The 24853-nt window shown below is 51.2% G+C and carries 17 protein-coding genes; 3 read left to right on the top strand and 14 right to left on the bottom strand.

Annotated features, from left to right (window positions below):
• The first annotated feature begins 211 nt into the window (after positions 1 to 211).
• Together A0W33_RS11610 and A0W33_RS11605 are read left to right on the top strand one after the other, a co-directional pair.
• A complete protein-coding gene (locus A0W33_RS11610) occupies positions 212 to 1615 on the top strand; it encodes a hypothetical protein (protein WP_068838289.1) in 1404 nt (467 codons plus the stop codon).
• Positions 1616 to 2068: 453 nt separating this feature from the next.
• A complete protein-coding gene (locus A0W33_RS11605; RefSeq protein WP_068838288.1) occupies positions 2069 to 3277 on the top strand; it encodes an ATP-binding protein in 1209 nt (402 codons plus the stop codon).
• A 559-nt stretch (positions 3278 to 3836) separates the two neighbouring features.
• On the opposite strand, the gene A0W33_RS11600 is transcribed toward A0W33_RS11605, so the two are convergent.
• The 4 genes from A0W33_RS11600 to A0W33_RS11585 all read right to left on the bottom strand — a co-directional run bounded on the left by A0W33_RS11600 (position 3837) and on the right by A0W33_RS11585 (position 9857).
• Complete coding sequence (locus A0W33_RS11600) at positions 3837 to 6203, bottom strand: glycoside hydrolase family 127 protein (protein ID WP_068838287.1); 2367 nt, start codon at positions 6201 to 6203, stop codon at positions 3837 to 3839.
• Positions 6204 to 6387: 184 nt separating this feature from the next.
• Positions 6388 to 7428 (bottom strand): arabinan endo-1,5-alpha-L-arabinosidase, encoded by a 1041-nt coding sequence (locus A0W33_RS11595; protein WP_082815210.1) that lies wholly within the window; start codon positions 7426 to 7428, stop codon positions 6388 to 6390.
• Between the two features lie 187 nt (positions 7429 to 7615).
• On the bottom strand, positions 7616 to 8641 hold the full coding sequence (locus A0W33_RS11590) for a UDP-glucose--hexose-1-phosphate uridylyltransferase (protein WP_068838286.1): 1026 nt from the start codon (positions 8639 to 8641) through the stop codon (positions 7616 to 7618).
• A 37-nt stretch (positions 8642 to 8678) separates the two neighbouring features.
• The gene (locus tag A0W33_RS11585; protein WP_068838285.1) at positions 8679 to 9857 is read right to left on the bottom strand and encodes a galactokinase; all 1179 of its coding nucleotides are present in this window, start codon (positions 9855 to 9857) and stop codon (positions 8679 to 8681) included.
• 244 nt (positions 9858 to 10101) lie between these two features.
• Between A0W33_RS11585 and A0W33_RS11580 the strand changes: the two genes are divergently transcribed.
• Positions 10102 to 10773 (top strand): HAD family hydrolase, encoded by a 672-nt coding sequence (locus A0W33_RS11580; protein WP_068838284.1) that lies wholly within the window; start codon positions 10102 to 10104, stop codon positions 10771 to 10773.
• Positions 10774 to 10852: 79 nt separating this feature from the next.
• Here A0W33_RS11580 and araA read toward each other — a convergent pair whose 3' ends face one another.
• The 10 genes from araA to A0W33_RS11530 form a co-directional block, all read right to left on the bottom strand.
• Entirely contained in the window at positions 10853 to 12358 is a 1506-nt protein-coding gene (araA, locus tag A0W33_RS11575) for an L-arabinose isomerase (protein ID WP_068838283.1), read from the bottom strand.
• Between the two features lie 84 nt (positions 12359 to 12442).
• On the bottom strand, positions 12443 to 14317 hold the full coding sequence (locus A0W33_RS11570; RefSeq protein ID WP_068838282.1) for a sodium:solute symporter family transporter: 1875 nt from the start codon (positions 14315 to 14317) through the stop codon (positions 12443 to 12445).
• Between the two features lie 131 nt (positions 14318 to 14448).
• Positions 14449 to 15147 (bottom strand): L-ribulose-5-phosphate 4-epimerase, encoded by a 699-nt coding sequence (locus A0W33_RS11565; RefSeq protein ID WP_068838281.1) that lies wholly within the window; start codon positions 15145 to 15147, stop codon positions 14449 to 14451.
• Positions 15148 to 15155: 8 nt separating this feature from the next.
• Positions 15156 to 16874, bottom strand: coding sequence for a ribulokinase (locus A0W33_RS11560; protein WP_229802164.1), 1719 nt, complete (start codon positions 16872 to 16874; stop codon positions 15156 to 15158).
• A 73-nt stretch (positions 16875 to 16947) separates the two neighbouring features.
• Positions 16948 to 17658, bottom strand: coding sequence for an NUDIX hydrolase (locus tag A0W33_RS11555; RefSeq protein ID WP_068838279.1), 711 nt, complete (start codon positions 17656 to 17658; stop codon positions 16948 to 16950).
• Between the two features lie 147 nt (positions 17659 to 17805).
• A complete protein-coding gene (locus A0W33_RS11550; RefSeq protein ID WP_068840085.1) occupies positions 17806 to 18486 on the bottom strand; it encodes a 2'-5' RNA ligase family protein in 681 nt (226 codons plus the stop codon).
• A 67-nt stretch (positions 18487 to 18553) separates the two neighbouring features.
• Positions 18554 to 20464: a DUF294 nucleotidyltransferase-like domain-containing protein gene (locus A0W33_RS11545; protein ID WP_068838278.1), complete on the bottom strand. Its 1911-nt coding sequence runs from the start codon at positions 20462 to 20464 to the stop codon at positions 18554 to 18556.
• Complete coding sequence (locus A0W33_RS11540; protein WP_068838277.1) at positions 20461 to 21153, bottom strand: 3'-5' exonuclease; 693 nt, start codon at positions 21151 to 21153, stop codon at positions 20461 to 20463. The genes A0W33_RS11545 and A0W33_RS11540 overlap by 4 nt, the downstream gene beginning before the upstream one ends.
• 83 nt (positions 21154 to 21236) lie before the next feature.
• Positions 21237 to 23228 (bottom strand): glycoside hydrolase family 97 protein, encoded by a 1992-nt coding sequence (locus A0W33_RS11535; protein ID WP_082815208.1) that lies wholly within the window; start codon positions 23226 to 23228, stop codon positions 21237 to 21239.
• 410 nt (positions 23229 to 23638) lie between these two features.
• The gene (locus tag A0W33_RS11530; RefSeq protein ID WP_068840083.1) at positions 23639 to 24841 is read right to left on the bottom strand and encodes an aldose epimerase family protein; all 1203 of its coding nucleotides are present in this window, start codon (positions 24839 to 24841) and stop codon (positions 23639 to 23641) included.
• Positions 24842 to 24853: the final 12 nt, after the last annotated feature.

Below are 24853 nucleotides of genomic sequence, written 5' to 3'. Positions count from 1 at the left end.
ATAGATAAAGGCCACTTTGTGAAGCAATGCAGAACTAAGGAGTTTCAAAAAAACAATCGCCTACTATTTATAAAAACAGGAGCCGGTAAGGTACACTCCAACGTCTCAAAACTCGGCCTTACCGGTTTCCTGTATAAAAAGCTAAATGGGTTAGTAGGATTGAGACCTTCAGAGACAAAATAACATAGAGTGATTAAATGAGTGAACACGAGTGAAAAGGAATAATGGGTTTCTAGTTCCGTCGAAGATCGACATAAGAGCCATATTAAGACACAAAGGCTACAGCTGGAAATACATAAAAGAACACGAGGACAAATACAACTGCTTCATCCACCTCATAGTCCGGATCCAGGCTCTCAGCTTCTCAGCTGATGATTATAATGGTTTCTCGATTATCAATTATGCTACTCTTAGAGCAAAGCACCTGAAAAGTAAAACCCAAGAGATAATAAGAAACCTCATTAAATGGGGTATTGTAATATGTGACGGCATATTCCTGCCTAGAAAGTTTGCTGAAGAACAGGGCAAAGAACCTAAATCATATGGGTACGCTATAGCCCCGGCTTACATGTCCAAAGTTGTACTCAGATCGGTTTATAAAGAAGAGTTTTCAGCTAACCTAGAAAAGCTACGTACGGAAGAGCTTCCAAAGAATAAAGCTGCCCGATACATTTTCAGGCAGTTAGGCCAGGTCGGTATAAAAAAAGCAGTGTTTAAATACATTGACACTAAGCTGCAGAAGAGCGTCGGATATTTAGAAAATAGTGACTTTAGATTATATCTGGCAAATCAGGAGGCACTGAACTTATACGAGTTCAAGGAAGGTGTAGAAGGAACACTACAGGAGTTAATATCAATGCTGTTCAACCACTACAACGCTGATATGATCACAGCAACGTCAATCTACAACGAAGACTTTTACGTGACGCTGGGTAGAAAAGAAGGGAATATCACCGGCAGACTTTACCATAACATATGCTCACTCAGCAGAGACCTTAGAAAATTCCTCTACCATAAAAGACACCGAAGTGAGGAGCTGGTAAACCTAGATATAAGAAATAGTCAGCCTCTGTTCCTGAATATCCTGCTAAAGCAAGAATTCAAGGATAAACCAGTGCCGGCAGATGTTCAGCATTACATTGATCTTACTTCCAGCGGTCAATTCTATGAATTTCTTATGGATCAACTTAGAATTCCAAGAGAGAAGCGAAAGAAGTTTAAAATTTCGATGTTCGGTAAAATATTCTACTGCACCACGCACTACAGCATCAGACAGGTTGAGGGTAAACTATTCAGGTCTATATTTCCGAATGTAGCTGCATTCATTGAGAAGAAGAAAGGTAACAACGACAGAGGCCATAAAGCACTGTCCCTTGAGATGCAAAAGGCAGAGGCAGATATCATCATTGGGCAGGTTGTAAAGAAACTGCAAAGACGCAGAAAGTTCGTCCTAACTATCCACGACAGCACTGTAGTATTGAAGAAGGACGCTGAAGAGGCACAGGAGCTAATAAAAAGAGTCTTCATGCAAGAAACATCTCTTGAGCCAACAATTAATATAGAGTCGCTTGCTCCATCTCTTACTGAATCCACCTTACTGCCGGTAGCCGCTTAAGCATTTGACACATATCCGGGGCTGTAGAAGTATCTGCCAATGTAAACAATGGCATAATCAATACGATCTCTAAGAATCAAAAGCAGATTAAAAAAATGAAAGGCAAAAGTAAATAGTCAGGAATGCGATTAGCATCCAGATATGCCGGAGAACATTGAATCACCCACACCCGGAATCCCTGCTGACTAAAATTCTTGAAGAACTATATAGACTATTGAAGATAAATCTCAGTTTTGCCGTAACATTTTCATTTGAATTTGGTATAATAGATTACAAGGCCAGCTACGTACAAAGCTAGCAAAGGTTTCAGAAATTAGTTTCTCCTGAAGATTTATTGGACTATCTACTTTCGTTGGGCTATAAATTTATAGCTCAAGGCTCTTTGTTGCCTCATTTGCAGTCATGACGCAGATAAATTAAATTATTTATAAAAATTTTAAAAAATTTATAATCATGAACGAAATCTGCTTACCGGCATATTCTTCTTTAGAAGAATATTTAGAGAAAAACAAAAGAGCTTATCGTGTATTAACTGGCTTTGATGAGTTTCAAAAAATCAATTGCTTCTTTAGCATCTTTGACGATGTTGGGCTTGCAAGGCATTTAGAAAGTATCCTTGGGCAGTATGCAGAAATTATGATACCTTATACAGTAAATAGTAATCATGAGCCATTCGCTTTAGAAACACATAATAGTAACTATTCTCTTATCAATGTAGGTCGTCTAACAAATCTGTATAATGGCAAAACAAAGTTGCACTTAGGTGATAAAAGTTTAACTTATCCTATATATCATTCCATTATTGGCTCTGTAGATGAAGAAAGCACACCTGGCCAAGATATAGGCTACTTCAACATCACGAATCTTGGAGGTATATTATTTGCAAAGAATATCAATGAGTTTGATCGACTCTCCCGTAAATCGATTAGAGTGATTATTTATGAAGGCAAGAACAAATTAAGAACTGTAAAAGACTTACCAGGAGTAAAGGGATATGCATCAGGATTCGCGGGTTTACTTGATTATATTAATGACAAATTGCCTTCAAACGAAGCAATAGGAAGAGCTTTTAGAGAGACTGTTTCTATGTATCCTGAGTTAGCGATTCGAGAGTTAGTAGCCAATGCTTTAATTCACCAAGACTTTTATGAAACGGGTACAGGTCCAATGGTTGAGATTTACTCTGATAGAATTGAAATAACCAATCCTGGTAAACCTATTATTACTACTCTAAGATTTATTGATGAATACCAATCTCGGAATGAAACTTTAGCTGCTTTCATGCGCAGAGTGGGTATTTGCGAAGAAAAAGGAAGCGGTATTGATAAAGTTATATCTGAGGTAGAATTGGCACAGTTACCAGCTCCAAACTTTCAGGAGCAAGAGACACATACTAAAGTTACAGTTTATGCATATCAGGAACTCAATCAAATGGATAAAGCTGATAAAATAAGAGCCTGCTATCAGCACTGCTGCTTAAAGTATGTATCCAATGAGAAAATGACTAACCAAAGCTTAAGAGACAGATTCAACATAGAGAGCCACAACTATTCTATTGCATCAAGAATCATAGATGACACAAAGCAGGCAGGTCTTGTAAAGGACTATGATCCTGACAACAAATCTAAGAAGCATGCAAAGTATGTTCCCATATGGGCCTAATCTTTTGGATAGGATCTTATGTGATGGTTATGTGACTAAGATACGAGTTATCCACACATGTAAGATTAAAAGAGCTCCTATACGTCTAAAAAGGCAGTTATTAGACGCAAATCTTATGTGATGGTTATGTGATAACTATAATAGGCATCTGCTATATAATGGTACCTATACAGCTATTAAGACATAAAGGTAGGTTAAACAAGTGCGTAGGCTTGAGATAGGTCAAGAAGCTGTAAAAATAGACACAAACTGCTACATAAGAACGGGCAGTGCCAAAGTCGGCTATAGTTCTATTCTTTTAGTCGTATATAAGTGCAGTGGGCAACTTCCAATTCATGTCATTAAATACATCAATCTAATGATAACTATAATTATTTGTAATATACTTTAGAATAGTACAATATTTTTTTTAAACCCAAGAGCACATGGGCTGATATTAATTTGTTAGTCCCTGGTGCTTTACACCGCTCCTGTTAAAAGCAGTCAAGATTTGATCCGTTTAAATGCATTCGTGCAGGTGCTATTAAACTACCTACAAACCACCCCTCCAACTTAAATCTCACTTCAACAACCGCACATCGTAAATCCCTCCTGCCACAGAACCATTGTGGGCTACAAACTTTACAGTCAAAACGTTAGCTGGGGCGCTGTTGATGACTTTGTCAGGGAGCTCGTAATCCACGTTGAAAAACGTGTCTCCCTGGGCTCCATCCAGTTGCACGGTTTTCAGGAGCTTGTCGTTCACATAAATGTCAAAGCTGCGGTCTTTGTCGAGGCCATAGTAGGTGACGCGCAGTTTGCGGCCCTCCTTGTTCTTGTTGCGTAGGTCGTAGCTGAACCACCGGCTGGCGTGGCGCCAGTGGCGGTCGCGGAATACGCCGGATTCTGTTTGCTCGCCCTTGTAGTTGTGGTCTGACTCGGGTTGCTGCTCTCCCGGCACTACTCGGTCCACAGTACTGGCCTCCAGCAACATCTTCACGCTTTCCTCCTCCCGGAGCGCCTGCTGCCGGGCTTCCAGCGCCTCCGGCGTCGATACAGGCCAATACACCATGTAGCGCGCATCGTGCACCTGGAAAAAGGGCACCAGTTCCACGTTTTTATACTTATCCGACGCAATCAGGCTGGCGGCTGTAAAGGTGAGGGGCTTACCTGCCACAGGGGTTATGCCAGCGGCAACATCTTTGTCTCTGGAAACCAGCACGGGCGCCTCTTCAATGGAGTACAGCGGGCCGTTGGCGATGTGGCCCATGCGGCTGCCATCGGCTACTAAGCCTTCCAGATCTGTTTTATCTGTTACAGCGGCCAGCACAATGGGGCCATGCACGAACGACACCCAACCGGAAGAATCAGGCAGGTACTCGGCCTTCGTCTCCATAGGCAGCGATACCGTCACCACATCCCCGGATTTCCATTTGCGCGCTACGGTTACGTAGGCGGAGCCGGGAGTTGTGGTTGCTTTCACTCTTTTGTTGTTCACCAGCACCTGCAGGCCTCCCTCCTGTATCCAGCCTGGTTTCCTGATGTTCAGGGCAAACTTCTGCGGCTTTTTGAGCGACAGCTTGAGCGCGGTGGCTTCTTCGTAGGGGAAGTTTGTGCTTTGCGTCAGGGTGATGCCCCGCTCCTTCCAGTCCAGCGTGGAGGGAATGAACAGGTTTACGAACAGGTCCTTTTCGTTGTGCGCATAGATCAGCTCGCCATACTTGCCGTGGTTCTCCAGCCCGGAGCCGACACAGCACCAGAAGGCATCTTCCGGTTTGGAGTATACCCGGTAATGCCGTGGGCGCATGGGCGTGAAGTATACGAAGCCTCCCCGGGTGGGGTGCTGCGACGACAGGATGTGGTTGTACAGGCCGCGCTCGTAGTAGTCGATGTACTCGGCCGAGGCCTCTGTTAAGTACAGCTGCTTGGAGAGCTTCAGCATGTTGTAGGTGTTGCAGGTCTCCGGCCCTTCCCTGGACTCCAGCATCGGCGAGAAATCGTTGGTGGGATGGAAATGCTCACGCACGCTGTTGCCCCCGATGGAAACCGTTCTGTCGTTGATGACAGTGTTCCAGAAAAAGCCCGCTGCTCCCGCCCAGGCAGGGTCTCCTCCTACTTCTGCCACGCGCTTGTAACCGATCACCTTTGGTATTTGCGTGTTGGCGTGCATGCCCGTCAGTTCGTCTTTCCCGGCAAGCAGGGGATCAAGTATGGCACGGTGTGAGAACCGCCGGGCCAGCTCCAGGTATTTCTTGTCGCCGGTTATTTCCGCCACATCGGCAAACACCTCGTTCATGCCGCCGTGTTCGCTGCGCAGCATGTCCTGCATTTGCGCATCCGTCAGGTTTTTGGTCAGGTCCAGGCTCCAGTCCGATAGCTTCACGAGCATATCCTTCGCCTTCTCGTTGCCGGTAAACAAATAGGCATCCCGTAGGCCAGCGTAGAGTTTGTGGATGTTGTACCAGGGCACCCATTTGTCGTTCAGCGAGAAGGTTTCTGCATCAATGTTTCCTTTCGCGATGTTCTGCCACATGGCTTCGCCGCCCGGTACGCCACCAATGTAGCCGTTGCCGTTCTTCTGCTGGCAGGCCTCCAACTGGTCCACCATGTAATTCAGCCGCTGCAGCAGTTCCTTGTTTTCGGTGGCCGCATACATCAGCGACAGCGCCGTGAGGTAGTGGCCGCCGGTGTGCCCGTCTAGGCCGGTGTTTTCCCAGTTCCCGTAGCTCTCCGCCTTTGGTTTAATTCCCGCCTCCCGCAGGTACGGCGCCAGCAGCCTGTCCGGGTCCAGCGCCAGGATGTATTGCATGTCTGTTTGCTGCGCCTGCCGGAACGGGCTGTCCTGTAGCTGCACAGCAGCCAGCGGAAAAGCCTCCAGCTTGCTCTCCTGCGCGAATCCCATTACCGGGAGTAGCAGAAGTATGAAAAGAAAGGGTTTGATGTTCATAGGTACGATATGAAGTATGGCTTTGGCTTTCAGAAGAGAAATTGTTCGATCTCCTTTTTCGGAAACATCTTCTGCACAAGTAAAATTCAGCCTGTTACGATTCTGCGTTATACTTGTGGGAGCCCCTGTAAGAATGGCAGCTCCCACAAGTATAAGAGGCAGGTTTATATTTACGAAGTATGAATTACTCCTTCGTCATCACCTCGGGCCAACCTTTTTCAGTCCAGCGGAGCTCCTCGATCCGCAGCTTTGGCTTACCCTCGTCCTGGGCATCATAGCCATGGAAAATGATGTAGTCTTTGCCGTCGAATGTTTCCACCGCGTTGTGTCCCACGCCGTGCCAGTTGCTGTCGCCGGTGAGCAGGATGGTGCCGCCGCCTGTTTGCAGCGACTTCCCTTCTTTATCCAGGTAAGGGCCTTTTAGCTTTTTAGACCGTCCCACAATCATCTTATAAGTGCTGTTCACGCCTTTGCAGCAGTAATCGATCGAGGCAAAAAGGTAGTAGTAGTTGCCCTTGCGGAAGATGAAAGGCGCTTCGATGGCGTTGCCGCCCGCGTCTACCGGGTTGTTGTCAACAGAAGGCGGATTGGGCGCTGAAAGGTCTTTCTTGCGGCTGGCAATAATCTGCAGGTTCTCCGGTTTCTCGGCGATCTGCATCCGGTCTTTGGTGAGCTTCACGATGGGCAGCCCGTTCCAGAAAGACCCGAAGGAGAGGTACGGCGTTCCTTTCTTATCCGTGATCAGGTTCGGGTCGATGGCGTTCCAGTTGGTTTTGCCCGGGTAGGACTGAATGATCTTGCCATGGTCCGTCCACTTGTAGTTCGGGTCAGACGCATCCAGCGTGGGGCTGGTGGCCAAACCGATGGCCGATGTATTCTTGCCAAACGCCGACACCGAGTAGTAGAGGTAATACTTGCCGTCGTGGTAGCTGATGTCCGGTGCCCAGATGTGGCCCTTGAAGCCCGGAATCGCCTCTACCGCCCACTGCGGCGGCGCATCGAACACCGGCCGCTCAAACTTCCAGTTCTCCATGTCCTTCGAGGACCACATCGCGATTCCGTTTCCCGTGCTGAAGAGGTAGTAGGTATCGTCCTGCTTGATCATGACCGGGTCATGCACAATGATATCTTTGCGTAAGGGCTGCTCCTGGTTCGGAGACTGAGCCTGCAGGTTGATTGCCAGGAACATGCCCAGGCAAAGCACCACTAGTTTTCTATACTTCATATTAAGTGTTTTGCGGTTGCTGATTTAGTTGACTGATTCGTAAAAAAGGATTTCGGCTTATACTTCGCTCCTTTCATACTTCTGATTTATACTTGTTATACTTCCAGGTAACACCGGACTGTAGCCGCTGTTAAGAACTATGCTTGTCGGGTTTATACCTGCCCAATGCTAACCTCATGTAACTCCGTTACAGCAGGCTCCGAAGCCGCTCGGCACTGGTTTCCGGGGTGATGTCGCGCTGCGGATCGCCCAGCATTTCGTAACCCACCATAAACTTCTTCACCGTGGCCGAACGCAGCAACGGCGGGTAGAAATGCATGTGCCAGTGCCAGGCTTCATTGTTCCCACCATCTGTGGGGCTTTGGTGAATGCCGGCTGAATAAGGGAAGGAAACGTCAAACAAGCGGTCGTACATGGCCGTCAGCTGCTTGATGGCATCGGCAAAGGCAGTCTTCTCATCCTCTCCCAACTGCCCGATGTGCTGCAGGTGCTTTTTGGGCAGAATCATGGTCTCGAAGGGCCACACCGCCCAAAAAGGCACCAGCACCACAAAATGCTCGTTCTGGTACAGCAGCCGCTCCTTCTCCTCCAGTTCCAGCGCCACGTAATACTGCAGCAGGCTGCGGCCGTGCTCTTGAAAGTATGCCTGCTGTTGCTTTGTTTCCTGGGCTGGGGCTGCTGGCACCGTGCTCTGGGCCCATATCTGGCCGTGCGGGTGCGGGTTGCTGCAGCCCATGGCCGCGCCCTTGTTCTCGAAAATCTGGACGTGGTTGATGTAGTCCAAACTGCCCAGTTCCGCATACTCCCGCTGCCACAGATCCACTACTTTCCGGATGTCGCTCACTTCCATGTCGGCCAGCGTCAGGTCGTGGCGGGGCGAAAAGCAGAGCACCTTGCAGATGCCGCGCTCACTCTCGGCCTTCAAAAGGCCGCCCTTGCGAAAGCCGCCTTCGGGTGTGTCTTCTGTTAAAGCCGCAAAGTCGTTCTGAAAGATATAGGTAGACGTATAAGCCGGGTTACGCTCCCCGCCGATCCGCTCGTTGGAGGGACACAGGTAACAGGTGGGGTCATACTGTGGCCGCTCAGCCTTCGTCACTTTCTCCTGCTGCCCCTGCCACGGCCGCTTGGCCCGGTGCGGCGACACGAGCACCCATTCGCCGCTTAATGGGTTGTACCGGCGGTGCGGATGTTCTGCTAAATCAAATGCTGCCATACTTCAAATCAGTTAGGTGTAAGCCTGTGTTCTGCCGCTATGCTTTCTTTGTCTCGGGCTGCGCCACCAGGCTGGAGCCGTCTACTATTTCTGCCAGATACGTTTTAAGGTTAACGCCGAACTGGCGCTGGTAAGCCTGCTGCTGCTGTGCTATAAAAGCATCAATCTCCTGGAGCCGCACCAAGTTAATCGTGCACCCCCCGAAGCCGCCGCCCATCATGCGGGCACCCAGCACCCCTTCCTGCTTCTTTGCCTCTGCCACCAGGAAGTCCAGCTCGGGGCAGCTCACCTCATAGTCGTGCTGCAGCCCCGCATGCGAGGCATACATGTTCTGGCCAAAGGCCTGCATCTCGCCGCGCTGCAGGTGCCGGCACGCCTCCTCCACCCGCGCATTTTCCAGCACGATATACTTGCAGCGCTTGTACACCACCGTATCAAACTCCGCCTGGTGCTGCTCCAGCATCGCTACAGTGGTATCCCGCAGGCTTTGCACCTCCGGGTAATGCTGCTGCAGCAGCGCTACCCCCGTCTCACATTCTTTCCGACGCGTATTGTATTCAGATGAAGCCAGTGAGTGCTTTACCTGGGTATCACACAGCACGATGCGGTAGTCATGCATATCCACCGGAAAATACTCATAGGCCAGGGAGCGGCAATCCAACTTTACGGCATGTTGCTGCCTGCCAAACATACTGGCAAACTGGTCCATGATGCCGCATAGTACGCCCGCAAACTCGTGCTCGGCCTTCTGCGCCATCTTTACCATCGTGAGCCGCTCCAGCCCAAAACCGTGCAGGTGGTCGAGTGCAAAGGCCAGGCCGCATTCCACCGCCGCAGACGAGGACAGCCCCGCCCCGATCGGAATGTTCCCGCCAAACACCAGGTCAAAGCCCTTCACCTGCAGGTTCGCCTGCTGGAACTGCTTCACTACACCCAACAGGTAATTTGCCCAGCCAATGTTGGTTTTGCTGATAGCATTCAATTCAAACTCCGCGTTTTCCTCCATGTCGTGGGAGTGAAAGCGGAGCCTGTCCGAATTGTTGAAGGCAATGGCAAAGTATATTTCCTTGTTGATCGCTGCCGGAAGCACAAATCCCTCGTTGTAATCCGTGTGCTCCCCAATCAGGTTGACACGCCCCGGTGAACGCACGAGGATGGGCTCTGCCTGGAACATGCTTTTGAACTTCTGATGAATCGTCTCTTCCAAAGTCTTCATGCTTTAATCTGCTGTATTGCTTTCTCTCTTCGTCATCAATCAGGTTCACGCTTCGCCGTTTTATAGGGCTGCATGCCTGCTTTAAATAAACTTATGGTCTGCTTGTCCCGTTTCAAGCACTGGTGCGTTGGGAGGGAAAGGTTTTCGACCTTACATTTGATGGGGCTGCAATACTTTTGAACCCTGTAGTTTAAATACGAAATTCCCTTCCTTACAACCTGCTTTCACTTTATACTTGTAACTAATGCCATCTAAAACCACCGCTTTTCTCTTCGACCTGAACGGGACAATTATTGACGATATGGCCTTTCATGCCAAAGCCTGGTACCACATACTTGCCGAAGACCTGGGCGCAGACCTTACGTTTGAGGAAGTAAAGCAGGAAATGTACGGCAAGAATGCTGAGGTGCTGGTTCGCATATTCGGAGAAGATCATTTCGAGAAAAATGAAATTGAAGAACTGTCTTCTAAAAAAGAGAACTACTACCAAACAGCCTATAAGCCCCACCTGGAGCTAATCAACGGGCTGCAGGATTTCCTGGCCCAGGCAGCTGCCGCTAACGTTAAAATGGCCATTGCCTCTGCCGCCATCACCGACAACATCGGTTTTGTGATCGACAACCTGAATATCCGCCAGTACTTTGATGCCCTGGTTAGTGCCGATGATGTCTCCACCAGCAAGCCCGACCCGGAAACATTTCTGAAAGCCGCCGAGAAGCTAAACACAGCTCCAGCAGCTTGCATTGTGTTCGAGGATGCACCCAAAGGCGTAGAGGCAGCCCGGAACGCAGGTATGCGGTGTGTTGTGATCACCACGGCGCACCCCAAAGAGGACTTTGCCCAGTACGACAACGTGATCGGCTACATCGCCGATTATACGGACCCTTACATTAAGAACTTTTTTCAGCAGCCGTAAGCGGAGCTGTTTTAGTGGTGCAAAGCGAATCACGGATTGATTGGCCCGCTTCTTCGCTTTGCACCTGACCTTTAGTTGGCTAAAAGGTTTTATTTATCTGATAGTATACTTCGCTCCAACGCAGCTCATTCTGCAGCTGGCGCAGTTTCGTGTCCTTATCGATTACCACCGATTCAATGCCTGCGATGTCAGCAAAGTCCTGCAGCTGCTCTGAGCTCAGGTTCTGGCTGTAGCAGGTATGGTGCGCACCGCCAGCCAATATCCAGGCAGCACAGCCTGTTTTCATATCCGGGTACGGTTTCCAGAGCACGCGTGCCACCGGCAGGTTCGGCAGGTCTTCCTGAGGCTCTACTGCCTCTACCTCGTTCACCAGCAGTCTGAAGCGGTTGCCCATGTCGATGATAGAAGCGTTCAGCGCCGGGCCGCCCACTACGTTAAACACCAGGCGCACCGGATCTTGCTTGCCTCCTATCCCTAACGGATGCACCTCGCACGAAGGTTTTCCACTGGCGATAGACTCATCAATCTCCAGCATGTGCGAGCCCAGTACCAGTTGGTTTTTAGGATCGAAATGGTACGTATAGTCTTCCATAAAGGCGTTTCCTCCTTCCAGGCCACTTCCCATTACTTTCATGGCACGCACCAGGGCAGCTGTTTTCCAGTCGCCTTCGCCGGCAAAGCCATAGCCCTGTGCCATCAGGCGCTGGGCGGCTATACCTGGCAACTGCGCCATGCCGTGCAGGTCCTCGAACGTATCGGAGAAGCCTTTAAAGTTGCCGTCCTCCAGGAACGCACGCAGGCCGATCTCTATTTTAGCCGCCTCACGCAGCGAGTTGTACTGTTCACCGCCTTTGCGCAGTTTTTCCACCACGGCGTAGCGCTCCTCATACTCCTTTGTCAGCGTGTCTATTTCCCCATCGCTTACCTGGTTGATCACTTTTACCAGGTCGCCGATGCCGTAGGTGTTCACGGAGAAGCCAAACTTCATCTCAGCCTCTACTTTGTCGCCTTCGGTTACGGCTACAAAGCGCATGTTATCGCCGAAGCGGGCAAACTTGGCTCCCTGCCAGTCGTGCCAGCCGCAGGCCACGCGTGCCCATGCACCTACCTGCCCCAGCACATCGCTGTCCTGCCAGTGGCCCACCACCACCTTGCGGTTCATGCGCAGCCGCGACACGATAAAGCCGAACTCACGGTCGCCGTGCGCACTTTGGTTCAGGTTCATGAAGTCCATATCGATGGAGCTCCACGGGATATCGCGGTTAAACTGGGTGTGCAGGTGCAGCAGTGGCTTCTTGAGTATTTTCAGTCCACCGATCCACATTTTTGCCGGAGAGAAAGTGTGCATCCAGGCTACTACGCCCACGCAGTTCTCGGCTACGTTTGCGTCCTGGCAGATGCGGTAGATCTCTTCTGTTGTTTTTACCACCGGCTTGAACACCACCTTCACCGGTACCTGTCCCGCCTGGTCAAGGCCCTGTGCTATTTGCTGCGAGTGCTCCGCTACCTGGCGCAGCGTTTCCTCGCCATATAAATGCTGGCTGCCTGTCACAAACCAGATTTCGAACTGCTTTAAGTCTACCATAGATAAAGTGTGTTTTTTACAATAATAAATTTTGGCAAAAAAGAGGGTGTTGCAGCTCGTTTGCTGCAACACCCTCTGTCTACGTTAATACCACAGGAAGTAGTAAATCAATCCAATAATGAGCACAATACCCGCGGCGCCAATGTTGAATGGCGTGCCCGTGTTAAAGAGCACCGGATCCGACACAATGGCCTTCGGATCAGAGAGTGGCATCTTGGCGTTGGTGTACAAAATGATGCCGATCATCAGGAACAAGGCCGCCAGGAAGAAGAGCGACTCGATGCCGTAGTAGCTGTATTCCGGCGTGTAGATAAAGCCGGCAATCAGCGTGATGAGCCCCAACACAAAGAATACATAGGAGAACCCTGCAATCTTACGCTGTCTGCTCTCAGGCGGAAGCGGTGACTTAACCTTTACGCCTGTCTCTGCAAAGCTGATAACCGAGGCAATCACGCAAAGGATGATGAACACATAACCCATGCGGAGCAGGAACGGCATGTCTGGGCTAATTACCTTGAAGATGATACCTGCCGGAATAGTCGCGATGGCTGTCCAGAGCGCGGCGTTTGCTGTAATCTGTCTCCAGAAAAGGCCCATTCCAAATACGGCTACCACACCTGGGTAGATATAACCGGTGTACTCCTGAATATACTGGAACACCTGATCAAGCGAGCTTAGCTGAGGAGCCACAATAGCAGCGATTCCCAGCGACACAATGGCCACAATTCGACCCACGCGCACCAACTGGCGGCTGGTAGCGTTCGGCTTGAAGTATGGATTGTAAATGTCCATTGTAAAGATGGTGGCGGTACTGTTCACCATGGAGGCCAGGGAAGAAACAATGGCTGCGGCCAGGGCGGCAAAAGCCAGTCCACGGATACCGGATGGAACAAAGTTCTTCAACAGCCAAGGGTAGGCCTGGTCAGATTTTGCAATAGTGCCGATCTCCCCTACTGATTTACCAAGTATGGCAGCAAGCTCTTCCGGGGTGTGTGCGTTAAGAAGTACGTAAGCCGCAATACCAGGTATAACCACGATAATCGGCATTAAGATTTTGAGGTATCCAGCGAAAAGAAGTCCTCTTTTTGCTTCGTTTATACTTTTGGCAGCCAGACCTTTCTGGATGATGTACTGGTTAAAGCCCCAGTAGCCCAGGTTGGTGGCCCACATGGCACCTGCGATAACAGCGATACCCGGTAAGTCTATAAAGGCATCTTTCAACCCACCTGAACCATCCGGCACATAAATTTTGCCCTCCGGGATAACCATGGTAAAGTGCTCTCTGGCTCTTTCGTACAGGTTAGCAAGACCGGCGAAGATACCCTCCCCAGCACCTACGGCATCCAAAGCCAGGTACGTCGTCAAAAGACCACCGCCTACCATGAATACCACCTGTACCACGTCTGTCCAGGCTACAGCCTCAAGGCCACCGTAAATGGAATAGATCGCAGAGAAAAGCAGCAGGCCGATGATACCGTACTGAAGCGGCACGCCCATGATGCTCTCCATGGCGAGTGCGCCCAGGTAACTCACTGAGGTAAGGTTTACGAAAACGTACACCAACAGCCAGAAAACAGCAAAGGCTGTACTTACGCCCCTGTTGAAACGCTGGTTAAGGAACTGTGGCATGGTATAAATGCCCTTGTCGATAAACACAGGCAGGAAGAACTTCGCCACAATGATCAGCGCCACAGCGGCCATCCACTCGTAGGCCGAAATAGCGAGACCGATGGCAAAACCGGAACCGGAGGTGCCGATAAAGTGCTCGGCAGAAATGTTAGCGGCAATCAGGGAGGCGCCCACCGCCCACCAAGTCAGGGACTTGTCAGCCAGAAAATACTCCTGTGATGTTTTTTCTACTCCTTTCTTGGTTCTGGATACCCAGAGTCCAAGGGAGAGGATAATCAAGGCATAAAGTACGAAGACGATATAGTCTAGTGTCGAGAATCCGGCTGTCATGTAGAGATAGCTTTAGTGTTTTTGGTTTGTAGAAATTTGAAATTATGAAATTATCTTCATTTACTTAGCACTTAAATGCAACTACTATCCCGCCTCATCCAACATATTTTTAACCGGCAAACAAGCCGGCTTTATTGCCCATAGTAGGAGTCAGGGCCGTGCTTGCGCTCGTAATGCTTTTTGATGAGCGAATCCTGCAAGCGTGGCGCATCAGGCCGGATCTGCTCGGTTAAAAAAGCCATGCGGGCCACTTCCTCCAGCACGGCGCTGTTATACACGGCTTTGGCTGCCGTTTTGCCCCAGGTAAAGGGCGCATGGTTGCCTACCAGCACCATCTCCACCTCCTCGTAGCTCATGCCTTTGTCCCGCAGGTAATCCATGATCTGGAAGCCTGTCTGGTATTCGTAATTCCCCTGGATCATTTCATCGCTCATGGGTGGGGCACACGGAATGTCCACAGTGTTATGGTCGGCGTGGGTGGTGCCGTAGATGGGAATATCGCGCTGTGCCTGTGCCCAGGAGGTGGCGTAGGTGGAGTGGGTATGCACAATGCCGCCGATCTTCTCCCAGTGCTTGTACAGCACTGCATGGGTTTTGGTATCGGAAGAAGGACGCATGTTGCCTTCCACGGTATTGCCGTCAAAATCAACGATCACCATGTTTTCCGGCGACAGGTCTGCATAAGGAACGCCGCTTGGTTTAATGGCAAAGACGCCCTGCTCCCGGTCGGCGGCACTCACGTTGCCGAATGTAAATAATACGAGCCCTAGTTTGGGCAACTCCATGTTTGCCTCGTAGGCACTTTGTCTTATGTCCTGATACTTGCTCATGCTGTTGCTTATCTTACCACTTCTTCCTGCTTGTCTGTTACCTGCAGTTTGGCAGGCGGCACCAGGTTTTCAATTGCCTTGCCGTGCACTTTATACTGCTCGTAGCGGCGGGCATACAGGGCGGTGCGTGTGCTGTCCGGGAAGTATTCGGCATCAAAGCCCTGCCCCATCGCCTCCATGGCCTCCTCTACTTTGTCATACACGCCGGCCACGGTGGCAGCAAACATCGCCGCTCCAATCGCGCAGGTCTGCTCCGACTTGTGGATGCGGATCGGCATGTTCATCACATCAGCCATCATCTGCATGATGAACGGTGATTTACGGGCCACGCCTCCCAGACCGATTAGTCCTTTTACCGGCACGCCCTGCTCCTCGAAGCGATCCACAATGCTCTTTGCCCCAAAACAAGTGGCCTCTACCAGCGCACGGAACACCCGTGGGGCATCGCTGCCCAGGCCCAGCCCAAGTATGGCTCCCTTCAACAGCTGGTTGGCATCCGGTGTGCGACGGCCGTTAAACCAGTCGATGGCAAAGGCATCGCTTTCTGTGAGCGGCAGTTGCTCCGCCTGCTTTGTCAGCTCAGGTATGATTCTGTCCGATACTTCCTGCAACAGCGCCTCAGCCGTTTCCGCTGAAATAACTGTAGATTGAGAAAGCAGTTGCTCCAGCGGCCAGATCAGCAGTCTTTTAAACCAGGCATACGTGTCGCCGAAAGCGGATTGCCCGGCTTCCAGGCCCATCATGGCAGGAATAACAGAACCAGGTACCTGGCCACAGATGCCTCCTACCAGCTTGTCCTCTACCTCGGCAATAGGCGCCACCAGCATGTCGCAGGTGGAGGTACCCATTACCTTGCTCAGGTGGTAGGGCTCTATCTGCCCGCCAACGGCGCCCATGTGCGCATCAAAGGCTCCTACGCCCACTACCACGTCAGTGCCAAGCCCCAGGCGGTCGGCCCACTCCTGGCTTAAGTTGCCAGCTGCCTGATCAGACGGGTACGCATCTTTGAAAAGGCGGTCTGTGAAACCATCCAGCAGCGGATCGAGGGAAGAAAAGAAGTTATTCGGGGGAAGGCCTCCGAACTCGGCGGCCCAAAGTGATTTGTGTCCGGCCGCGCAAACGCTGCGCTTCAGTTGCATCACGTCGTTTCCGCCAATAAGCAGAAACGGGATCCAATCACAGTGCTCTACCCACGAGAAGCAGGCATTGCGCACCTGCTCATCTACCCGGAGCACGTGCAGCAACTTTGCCCAGAACCATTCAGAGGAGTAGATACCGCCCACATACTTGAGGTAGTTGGTATCGAATTTTGTGGCGTGTTCGTTTATTTCCGCTGCTTCGCCAATGGCCGTGTGGTCTTTCCAGAGCACAAACATGGCATTAGGGTTTTCGCTAAACTCAGGCAACAGGCCCAGTGGCGTTCCGGCTCTGTCCACGGCAATGGGCGTAGATCCCGTCGTGTCGATGGAGATGCCTTTGATCTGGGCAGCCACGTCTGCACCAGCTTTGCTGATGCATTCTTTGATGGTGTTTTCCAGGCCTTCCACATAATCCAGCGGGTGTTGCCTGAACTGGTTTTCGCTCGGGATGCAGTGCAGTCCCTTTTGCCAGCGTGGGTAATAATATACAGACGAGGATATCTCCTCTCCGTTGAGGGCGTTTACCAGCACGGAGCGGACAGAGTCAGTTCCGTAATCAACCCCTATCACATAAGCTATATCTTTCACAGGCACCTTCATTTTTATTTTGTGTCAAATTAACACTTATTTTGAAAGTAAAAAAGAATATCGCCCTAAAGTGTCAGGAAAGCAGGTACTCCTCGGGGTTTGGAATAAACTTCAAGAAGGCCTGCAGGTTACTGGCATACTTGCTGCGGTCAAGCTTATAGAAGAAGGCTCCCTTCTTGGAGCTCTCTTTTTCCTTGTCGGTCTGCTTGATGAAAAGGTTGGTTGAGAGCAGTTTTCGGTTAAAGTTGCGCTTGTCGAATATCGTTTCGTAAAGCCCTTCGTAAAGTGCGTGCACCTGGGGCAGGGTAAATTTCTCAGGCAAAAGCTCGAACAGCAGCGGGTGCAGCGAAGCCTTGTAGCGGAGCCTGTCCTTTGCCATTTCCACCATTTTGCCGTGGTCAAAGATAAGCTCCGGCATGGCCTGCAGCGGAAACCACTCTGCATTGTACTCTTTGCTTATCTTCTTCTCATACTTCTGGATGTTGATCAGCGCAACGTACGCCACGGCGATCGTGCGCTCCACGGGGTCACGCCTGGGATCTCCGAAAGTGTGCAGCTGCTCCATGTATACATCATCGAGCCCGGTAAGATCCTTCAATATCCTGATAGCCCCCTCATCCAGGTTCTCGTTAGGCTGCACAAAGCCTCCCATCAGGCTCCACTTCCGCTTTTCAGGCGCAATGCCGCGCTGTACGAGCAGAAGCTTGTAGCTATCACCATCAAAACCGAATATGATGCAGTCCACGGCTACAAGCATCCGTGTCTGTCCTGAATATTTCAACATCTTACTAGTTATAAATCAAATTTGCTTTCTTTTTCAAATCTAAAATAATGTGGGCAGTTATCCATCAATTTGCATCAAGAATGCGCCTTAACTGCTTTTATCCCTATAAATTCCACCTTTTGTTAAAGTATAGTGTTACAACAGCGTTTAGCTAGGTAACTCTATTTCAGCTAATTGCTGTACCAGGTCCTGCTTCTGATACCAGTCGTTGTGCACCAGCAGCACGCGCGTTACGTCCATACTTCCAAAGCGATGGTGCCGATACTCCTGCAGCTTCTGCAGTAGCCTTTCGGGGTTTCGGAGCGGCGCTTTGAACCTTGCAACCGTGCAGTGTGCCGTCTGTAAAACATACCTGCTGTCCAGGGTCTGCATCAAGGTGGAGCTTTTAAAGTTTTCCCGGAGCCTTTGCCGCATCACCTGCAGCTGCGCTGTAGCCGGAAAGCCCTGCACCAGAATGCCGGCCGGAGAGATCGTGATCCCCCTGAACCCGATCCCGAAGCTTTTAGCCGCTGCCAGACTCTCTTTCACCAAAGCCGCATAATCTGCTACCGCTACCTGGTCCAGCGAAAAGCCCGGATGGCAGGAGATGATGGATATAACCGTAACATGCAGATCGGAAGCGGGATAATAGTATTGCTCAGGCTCCAGCCGCTCCAGCTCCTGCAGAAAGCTTCCGATGCTTTTTTTTACCGCACCGTCTGGCCGGAAAAGCAGCGTAATGCCAAACCTGTTATCCGCTCCGGAAGACAGAAGCGGGTCTACCTCCACTGTACCGATCCGGTACTTCGGAAGGTTGTCTTCCCACAGCTGGTTGTACAGGTTTTCCATTGCCTTGCCCCCTTTCATCGATGTCGGCTATACTTGCGTACCTTGTTGTGACGCTAACGGCCGCGCATCACCCAAACAACTCTTTGGTGAACTGTAGTTTTATCGTTGTCTGGAAGTTCGCGATGGTCTTGAAAATCTCTTTCAGCGTCACCTGTTCAATTTTCGTCAGGCTCCGGATGTCGATAAAGTTATCCGGCTCGGCCTTGTCCTGAATGATCTGTACCGCCTGCTTTTTGAGCCTCAGGCTCATCAGGTAGTAGTAAGACTGCATCAGCTCCTGCACCTCCGTATCTGTAAAAGCACCAATGGCTTTTAACTCTTTCAGGCGCTCGCCGGTGTTTGTCTTAAATATCCTTTTCTGCAGCGCATACACCCGCACCAGGTCCACGATCGGTGTCATTGTTTTCTTGATGTTGAACACCTCGTGCCCATCCACGGTAAAGGTTCTGATGTTCTTGAAAAAGGTAAGCGGCGGCTCATACTGCAGCGCGTTGCGGGCCATGTGGTACAGGAACCGATCAAGTGGTTCCTGCAGCTCCTGATCCAGGAAGTCGCGCAGCTCCTCCATAATCGCGGCCTCGCCATAGATGTAGCGGCAATCAAAAAAGGTTGCGAATTTCATCACCGTCTCCGGGTCGGGCTCCTTCATCCAGCTCGTGTAGTTGCGCTTCCAGTGCGAGAGCGAGTGCGTCCACTTGGAATTCTTCGCCATAAAACCGCCTTTGCAGAAACTGAAGCCAATGGCATCCAGCCGCTCCGACACCTGCTCGGCGAAATTCAGGAAGTACGCCCGCACCAGCTCCCGCTGCTCGTTGGCCTTGTCTTCGTAAATGATGGCATTATCCTGGTCGGTGCTAAGGGTTTGCTCTTTGCGGCCCTCGCTGCCGAGCACCATGAAAACGAACTTGGCCGGCGGCGTTCCCACCTCTGCTATCACGCCTTCAATTACCTTCAGGGCAATGGTATCCGACACGGTGGTGATGACCTGGTTCACGATTTCAGGCTTTACCCCGCGGTTCAGGAGTTGGTACACAATTTCGGGCACCTTGTCCCACTTCCGCTTTAGCTCCTCCACCGACTGGGCCAGCTTTACCGACTGAATAAACAGGAACGGCGACTGCGCCTGCTCGCTCAGCAGTTTGTTGCGGCTGATAAAGCCGAGGTATTTTCCTTCTCCGGCTCCTTCTATCAGCAGGTACTGGCTCTTGGTACGGAACATCAGCAGGATGGTCTCATAGGCATAGGCCTGGGTGCTGATGGAGACAAGCGGGTTAGCCATTACCAGCGACACCGGCTCCTGCACGCTTACCTGCTTCGCCACCACGTCGCGCAGCGTGATATCGGTGATGTAGCCGACGATGCGCTGCTGTGCATCCTGCACAAAAAGGCAGCTGACCTTTTTGCGGGCCATCAGTTGGGCCGCCTCGTAAAGCGGTGTATCGCTGGGGCAGGTGACCAGGTCGCGGTACACAAACGACTCTATCTTGCGGGAGTACAGCTGGTCTGAGGCAATGTAGTTTTCCTCAAACGCGGTGGGGCGCTTCACAAAGTGAGCGTAGGCATCGTTGAGCATGCGCCGGCCAAATTCGGCGGTGAAGAAGTGGAAGAACTCCTCATAGGCCTGGCAAAGCTGCTTGAAGTCCTGCCGCGACAGGAAAAACACCAGCGTACCCTTTTTGGCAATCACCGACCGCAGTGATCTTTTCCTGTTCAGCAGCACCGACAGGCCGCCATAGCAGTAGCCCCGACCGTGCAGGTCTATCACGCGCTTGTTCTGTTCGCTGTCGTAGAAGAAGGCCTCATACTCTCCCTCCACAATAATGTCCACCCCTTTCATCTTCGTGACTTCCTGGTGGTAGATGGCTGTGTCTCTGGTATACCGCACCTCCTGCAGCAAGCCTACCACACCAGCCAGCACCTCGTCAGGCAGCACATCGAAAGGCTTTACTGTTTTCAGAAACTCTATTTTGTCATTCATAGCCAAAGGATTAACAAACAAACAAGTATAAACAAGGTGAGCAGGGCTACAAGGTTTCGGGTTAAGTTAAAGGGCTTCTTCGGCTTTGGCCTTTCTGCTTCTAAAATGGATTCAGCCGAAATCTCCCCCAACTCCTGCAGCCTGAAAAAGCAGGCGGCCGTGGCCCTGGCATCCCAGTAGGCGTTGTGCTGGAGCTCCAGCGGCTGCTGAAACAGGTGCTGGTACAGCTCGCCCAGGCGCAGAAAGTTCTTGCGGGGTGGCAACAGAAAGCCGGCCGTCACGTCCATGGTGCAGAACGTGGTAAGCTGCGGCAGCGGGTTTGGCAGGTTTGCCCGGTGAAAGCCCACGCCCAGCATGTGGTAATCGAGTTGCATGAAGTGGCCTACCACCAACGGTTTATACTTCTCCAGGTCCTGCGCCAGCAGCGACAGCACAGCTTTCCTGTCCTTGCCGTTTTCCTGCAAAAACTCTTTCGTAATGCCATGGATTTTGAATGATTCGGCTGAAACCTCTATGTCCGGCTCATAAATGTAATGATCTTCCGACTTCAGCTCCTTGCCTTCTTTCGTGTACAGTAGCCAGGCTATCTGCACCGAGTAGGGCCAGCTGCGCCCGTCCGAATAGGGTGCCTTCCAGTCAAGCGGGATGCCCGTGGTCTCAGTATCGATGAAAATGATGTAGTCCCACATGGCTTCAGCACCCGCTGGTTTTAATGGAAAGTATAAATTTTGCTGTATTCTGCTCTCACAGGTCCGGCTCCTGCCATTGGCACTCACTCAAACACCATCACAAAGCCTCCGTTGGGCTGCAACTGGATTTCCTGTGTGTTGCTTTTCCCCAGATCAACCGCTGCATTCCTGAAAGCTCCCTTTCCGCTGTCATCCGTAATCAGCGTGCCTTTTTTATCTTTCAGGAAAGACAGGTCGATGTGGATGCTTTTTGAAGTATTTTCTCCGTTGATGCCCGCCACGTACCAGCGGTCGCCGGCTCTGCGGGCGATTACGGCCAGTTTGCCCGGAAAGCCAGCGATAAAACGGGTGTCATCCCAAACCGCAGGCACCTCCCGCAGAAAATCCCTTACGTAGGACGGCACGTGCTGCATGCCCCTGTCTGTTTCAGCGTAATGTTGTATGCCCGAGATGAACAGCACCGACAGCGCCAGTTCGTGGCCCACCGTGGTTTTCCGTTCGATGTTAGGGATCTCGTGCAGGCTTAGCGGCGTGAAATCCATGGGGTCGAAAGCATTGCGGGTGAAGGGCAGCATGGCACCGTGTGCCGGCGCTTCGTCGGCGTTCTGCTGCTCAAAGGTAATGAACTCGTAGCCCTTGATCGCCTCTGATGTCATCAGGTTTGGGTAAGTGCGCTGCAGGCCGCGGGGCAGTGTGCTTCCATGGAAATTCACCAGCAACTTATTGGCCGCCGCGTCTTTGAGAATGTCTGAATAGTACTGCATCACCGACTGCCCATCGCCGCCAAAGAAATCCACTTTCACGCCTTTAATGCCCATCTCGCTGATTCTTTTAAACTCTTTCATCCTGCTTTCGTGCGTCAGCATGAGGTGACGGGGCGTTTGGGGCGCATCGTTCCAGGTGCCGTTGGAGTTATACCACAGCAGCAAGCCTACATCCTTCGTTTTGGCATAATCCGCCAGCTCCTTTATCTTGTCGTAGCCGATCATAGTGTCCCAGTTGGCATCCACCAGCGTATACTCCCAGTTCATGTCCGCGGCATAGTCGATGAAGCGCTTCTGCACCTCAAAGGTCGTGGAATCATCTTTCAGCAGCACCCAACTCCACGATGCCTGGCCTGGCTTGATGAAGGCGGCATCCATCGGGACTGCGGGTTTTGCCAAGTCGGTACCGAGTGTGGACTCAGTAATGGTTTTGAGGCTGCCCACCGCCAGGATGCGCCACGGCGTGTACCACGGCAGCGCTGACTCCGGGTTAAGCGCACCACCCGGCATCGTCTCTGTTTCCTGCGGAAAATCTATACTATACTCTCCCTCAGGCGACTCCTGGTGCAGGCGGGTGCCGCTGTAGGTTGCTTCCGGAGCCGACTCTGTGAGCAGCACCCAATGGTTGCCTGTCTGGAAAAGCGCTGGATACACCCAGCCTGCCTCGAAGGGCGATGCCGTTCCCACGGAGACTCCCTTCAGGTAGTGCTCCTCGTACGAAGGGTTTGTCCGGGACCAGCCTGTTTTGGCATCCGACATGGGCTGCAACCAACCCTTTGCATCGTCCTTGAAGTTAAAGGATGTTATCTCGTCGCTGATCTTTTTCACCTCAGCCGAGCTGACAGGGAAATAGTAGCGAAAAGCCACGCCATCGTTCGACACCTGGAAAATGATGTCCATTTTCTCCCCGGCCGCATTGGCAAGATGGTAAGTGCGTTTGTTGGCATTGTAGGTGTTCTTTCTTCGTTTGGCAGTGAGTATCTCATAACTGTCCTGCACCGGCTCCACTGCTGATATTGACTCCAGTTCCAGCCCCTGCGTAGAATCGGCATCCTCCCGCATAATCCCTAGCTTTGATGGCTCCAGCACCAGCGTATCGTTCTTACTGACCGTGTAGAAGGCCATTTTTCCATCCGACAGGCCAAACTCCGCACGTAGGGTACCATCCGGGCTGGATGTGCTCAAGTTGCCTGTGATTGCACCTTCCTGTCCATTTCTGGCAGAAGAACAGCCTTGTACCGCAAGCGCCACTACAAGGCCACAAAGAAGCCCCAGTTGTTGGAAAGGAGCTTTTACAAAATCTAATTTCATAGTATGGTTCTTTAGCTGCTAACATTTCCGGGAAAGTGCTGCCGTGGCAACCGTGGTTCCTTTTTTGCCTGATCTTATACTTGTGAGGCGTTGGCTGGAAGATATCTTTCAACTCCACATGCTTTTTTTGCCTGCTATCAGGTAATGACAGTATTATTAGTGTCATTTAAACACTTACAATATAAGTTAATTTTATTATAATCAGGGTATGGCTGCATGGAATGTTTCGGTGCAGGCAACGTATGGCTTTGCGCTTATCAAAAATCTGACTTTAGCGCGACAGTGAGGTATGACTCTCCGGTTTGCAGCCGGACAAATAAAAACCTCCAGCGCTTTCGCCCTGGAGGTTTTAAGTATATACGTAGCACGGCTTTTATATTTGAGGAAGCCTATGCTGCCTTGTAAAGCTGCTACTGCTGGTCTCTGGTCGAGAACTTGTACACGGTGGTGGATTTATATGTTTCTCCCGGCTCCAGAATGGTCGAAGGAAACTTCGGCTGGTTGGGCGAATCCGGGAAGTGCTGTGTCTCCAGCGCGAAACCGTAGTGCTTCTCATACTTGTTGCCGCCTGCGCCGGTAATGGTGCCGTCGAGGAAGTTTCCGGAGTAGAACTGAATACCTGGCTCAGTAGTGAGCACCTCCATCACGCGTCCGCTGGTTGGCTCATACACGGTGGCTGCCTTTTTCAGTCCGTCGCCTGTTTCTGACAGCACGTAGTTGTGGTCGTAGCCGCCACCCTCAACCTGCTTCACGCGCGCGCCAATAGCCTGTGGCGTGTTGAAGTCCATGACGGTGCCCTTCACATCGCGCAGTTCTCCTGTTGGGATCAGCGTTTCGTCTACCACCGTATACTTGTCGGCGTTTATGGTGAGCACGTGCCCCAGCGCGTCCTTGGCCTGGCCTGGCGCCAGGTTAAAGTAGCTGTGGTTGGTCAGGTTTACCGGCGTGGCCTTGTCTGTGGTGGCCTCGTAGTCTATTTTTATCTCGTTGTCGTTTGTGAGGGTGTAGGTGACGGTGCTGGTTAGTGTACCCGGATATCCCTCTTCACCGTCAGGGCTCACGTACTTAAAGCGCACCGCATTCTGTCCGGGCATAGGCTCTGCCTCCCATACTACCTTGTCAAACCCTTTCACGCCTCCGTGCAGGTGGTTCACGCCGTTGTTGGTCGCCAGTTTATACTCCTGCCCGTCGATGGTGAATTTGCCTTTGGCGATTCTGTTGCCGTAGCGGCCCACGATGGCCCCGAAGTATGGCCCGCTCTTTAAGTACTCCGGGCTCTGGTAGCCAGCCAGGCTGTCGAAACCAAGCACAACATCGGCCATTTTCCCTTCTCTATCCGGGGTAAGCACAGAGGTGATGGTCGCGCCGTAATCGGTGATCTGCACCTGCATGCCCTTCTCGTTGGTGAGCGTGTAAAGGGTGGTTTCTTCTCCTTCCTTCGTTTTGCCGAAAGGCTCCTGTTTAATGTCCATTTGGTTCTGTTCTGTTGTAGCGGTTACTTCTGTCTCCTCCTCTGCCGTTTGCTGGCCTGAGCAACCAACCAGGGTGCCCGCACCCACGCTGCCAGCCAACGTTAGTAGCAGGAACTGTTTTCTGAAATGCTTCTTGTTCATGTTCGGGTTGTT

It is taken from the genome of Pontibacter akesuensis, assembly GCF_001611675.1.
GTDB lineage: Bacteria > Bacteroidota > Bacteroidia > Cytophagales > Hymenobacteraceae > Pontibacter > Pontibacter akesuensis.
This window is presented reverse-complemented; position numbering and strand designations above follow the sequence as displayed.

Bases quoted from the DNA above. Each gene is read 5' to 3' on its own strand.
- A0W33_RS11595 (WP_082815210.1), bottom strand. From the start codon at position 7,428: ATGAAGTATAGAAAACTAGTGGTGCTTTGCCTGGGCATGTTCCTGGCA.
- A0W33_RS11580 (WP_068838284.1), top strand. From the start codon at position 10,102: ATGCCATCTAAAACCACCGCTTTTCTCTTCGACCTGAACGGGACAATT.
- A0W33_RS11555 (WP_068838279.1), bottom strand. From the start codon at position 17,658: ATGTTGAAATATTCAGGACAGACACGGATGCTTGTAGCCGTGGACTGC.
- A0W33_RS11565 (WP_068838281.1), bottom strand. From the start codon at position 15,147: ATGAGCAAGTATCAGGACATAAGACAAAGTGCCTACGAGGCAAACATG.
- A0W33_RS11535 (WP_082815208.1), bottom strand. From the start codon at position 23,228: ATGAAATTAGATTTTGTAAAAGCTCCTTTCCAACAACTGGGGCTTCTT.
- A0W33_RS11540 (WP_068838277.1), bottom strand. From the start codon at position 21,153: ATGTGGGACTACATCATTTTCATCGATACTGAGACCACGGGCATCCCG.
- A0W33_RS11545 (WP_068838278.1), bottom strand. From the start codon at position 20,464: ATGAATGACAAAATAGAGTTTCTGAAAACAGTAAAGCCTTTCGATGTG.
- A0W33_RS11605 (WP_068838288.1), top strand. From the start codon at position 2,069: ATGAACGAAATCTGCTTACCGGCATATTCTTCTTTAGAAGAATATTTA.
- A0W33_RS11550 (WP_068840085.1), bottom strand. From the start codon at position 18,486: ATGGAAAACCTGTACAACCAGCTGTGGGAAGACAACCTTCCGAAGTAC.
- araA (WP_068838283.1), bottom strand. From the start codon at position 12,358: ATGGTAGACTTAAAGCAGTTCGAAATCTGGTTTGTGACAGGCAGCCAG.
- A0W33_RS11570 (WP_068838282.1), bottom strand. From the start codon at position 14,317: ATGACAGCCGGATTCTCGACACTAGACTATATCGTCTTCGTACTTTAT.
- A0W33_RS11530 (WP_068840083.1), bottom strand. From the start codon at position 24,841: ATGAACAAGAAGCATTTCAGAAAACAGTTCCTGCTACTAACGTTGGCT.
- A0W33_RS11600 (WP_068838287.1), bottom strand. From the start codon at position 6,203: ATGAACATCAAACCCTTTCTTTTCATACTTCTGCTACTCCCGGTAATG.
- A0W33_RS11590 (WP_068838286.1), bottom strand. From the start codon at position 8,641: ATGGCAGCATTTGATTTAGCAGAACATCCGCACCGCCGGTACAACCCA.
- A0W33_RS11585 (WP_068838285.1), bottom strand. From the start codon at position 9,857: ATGAAGACTTTGGAAGAGACGATTCATCAGAAGTTCAAAAGCATGTTC.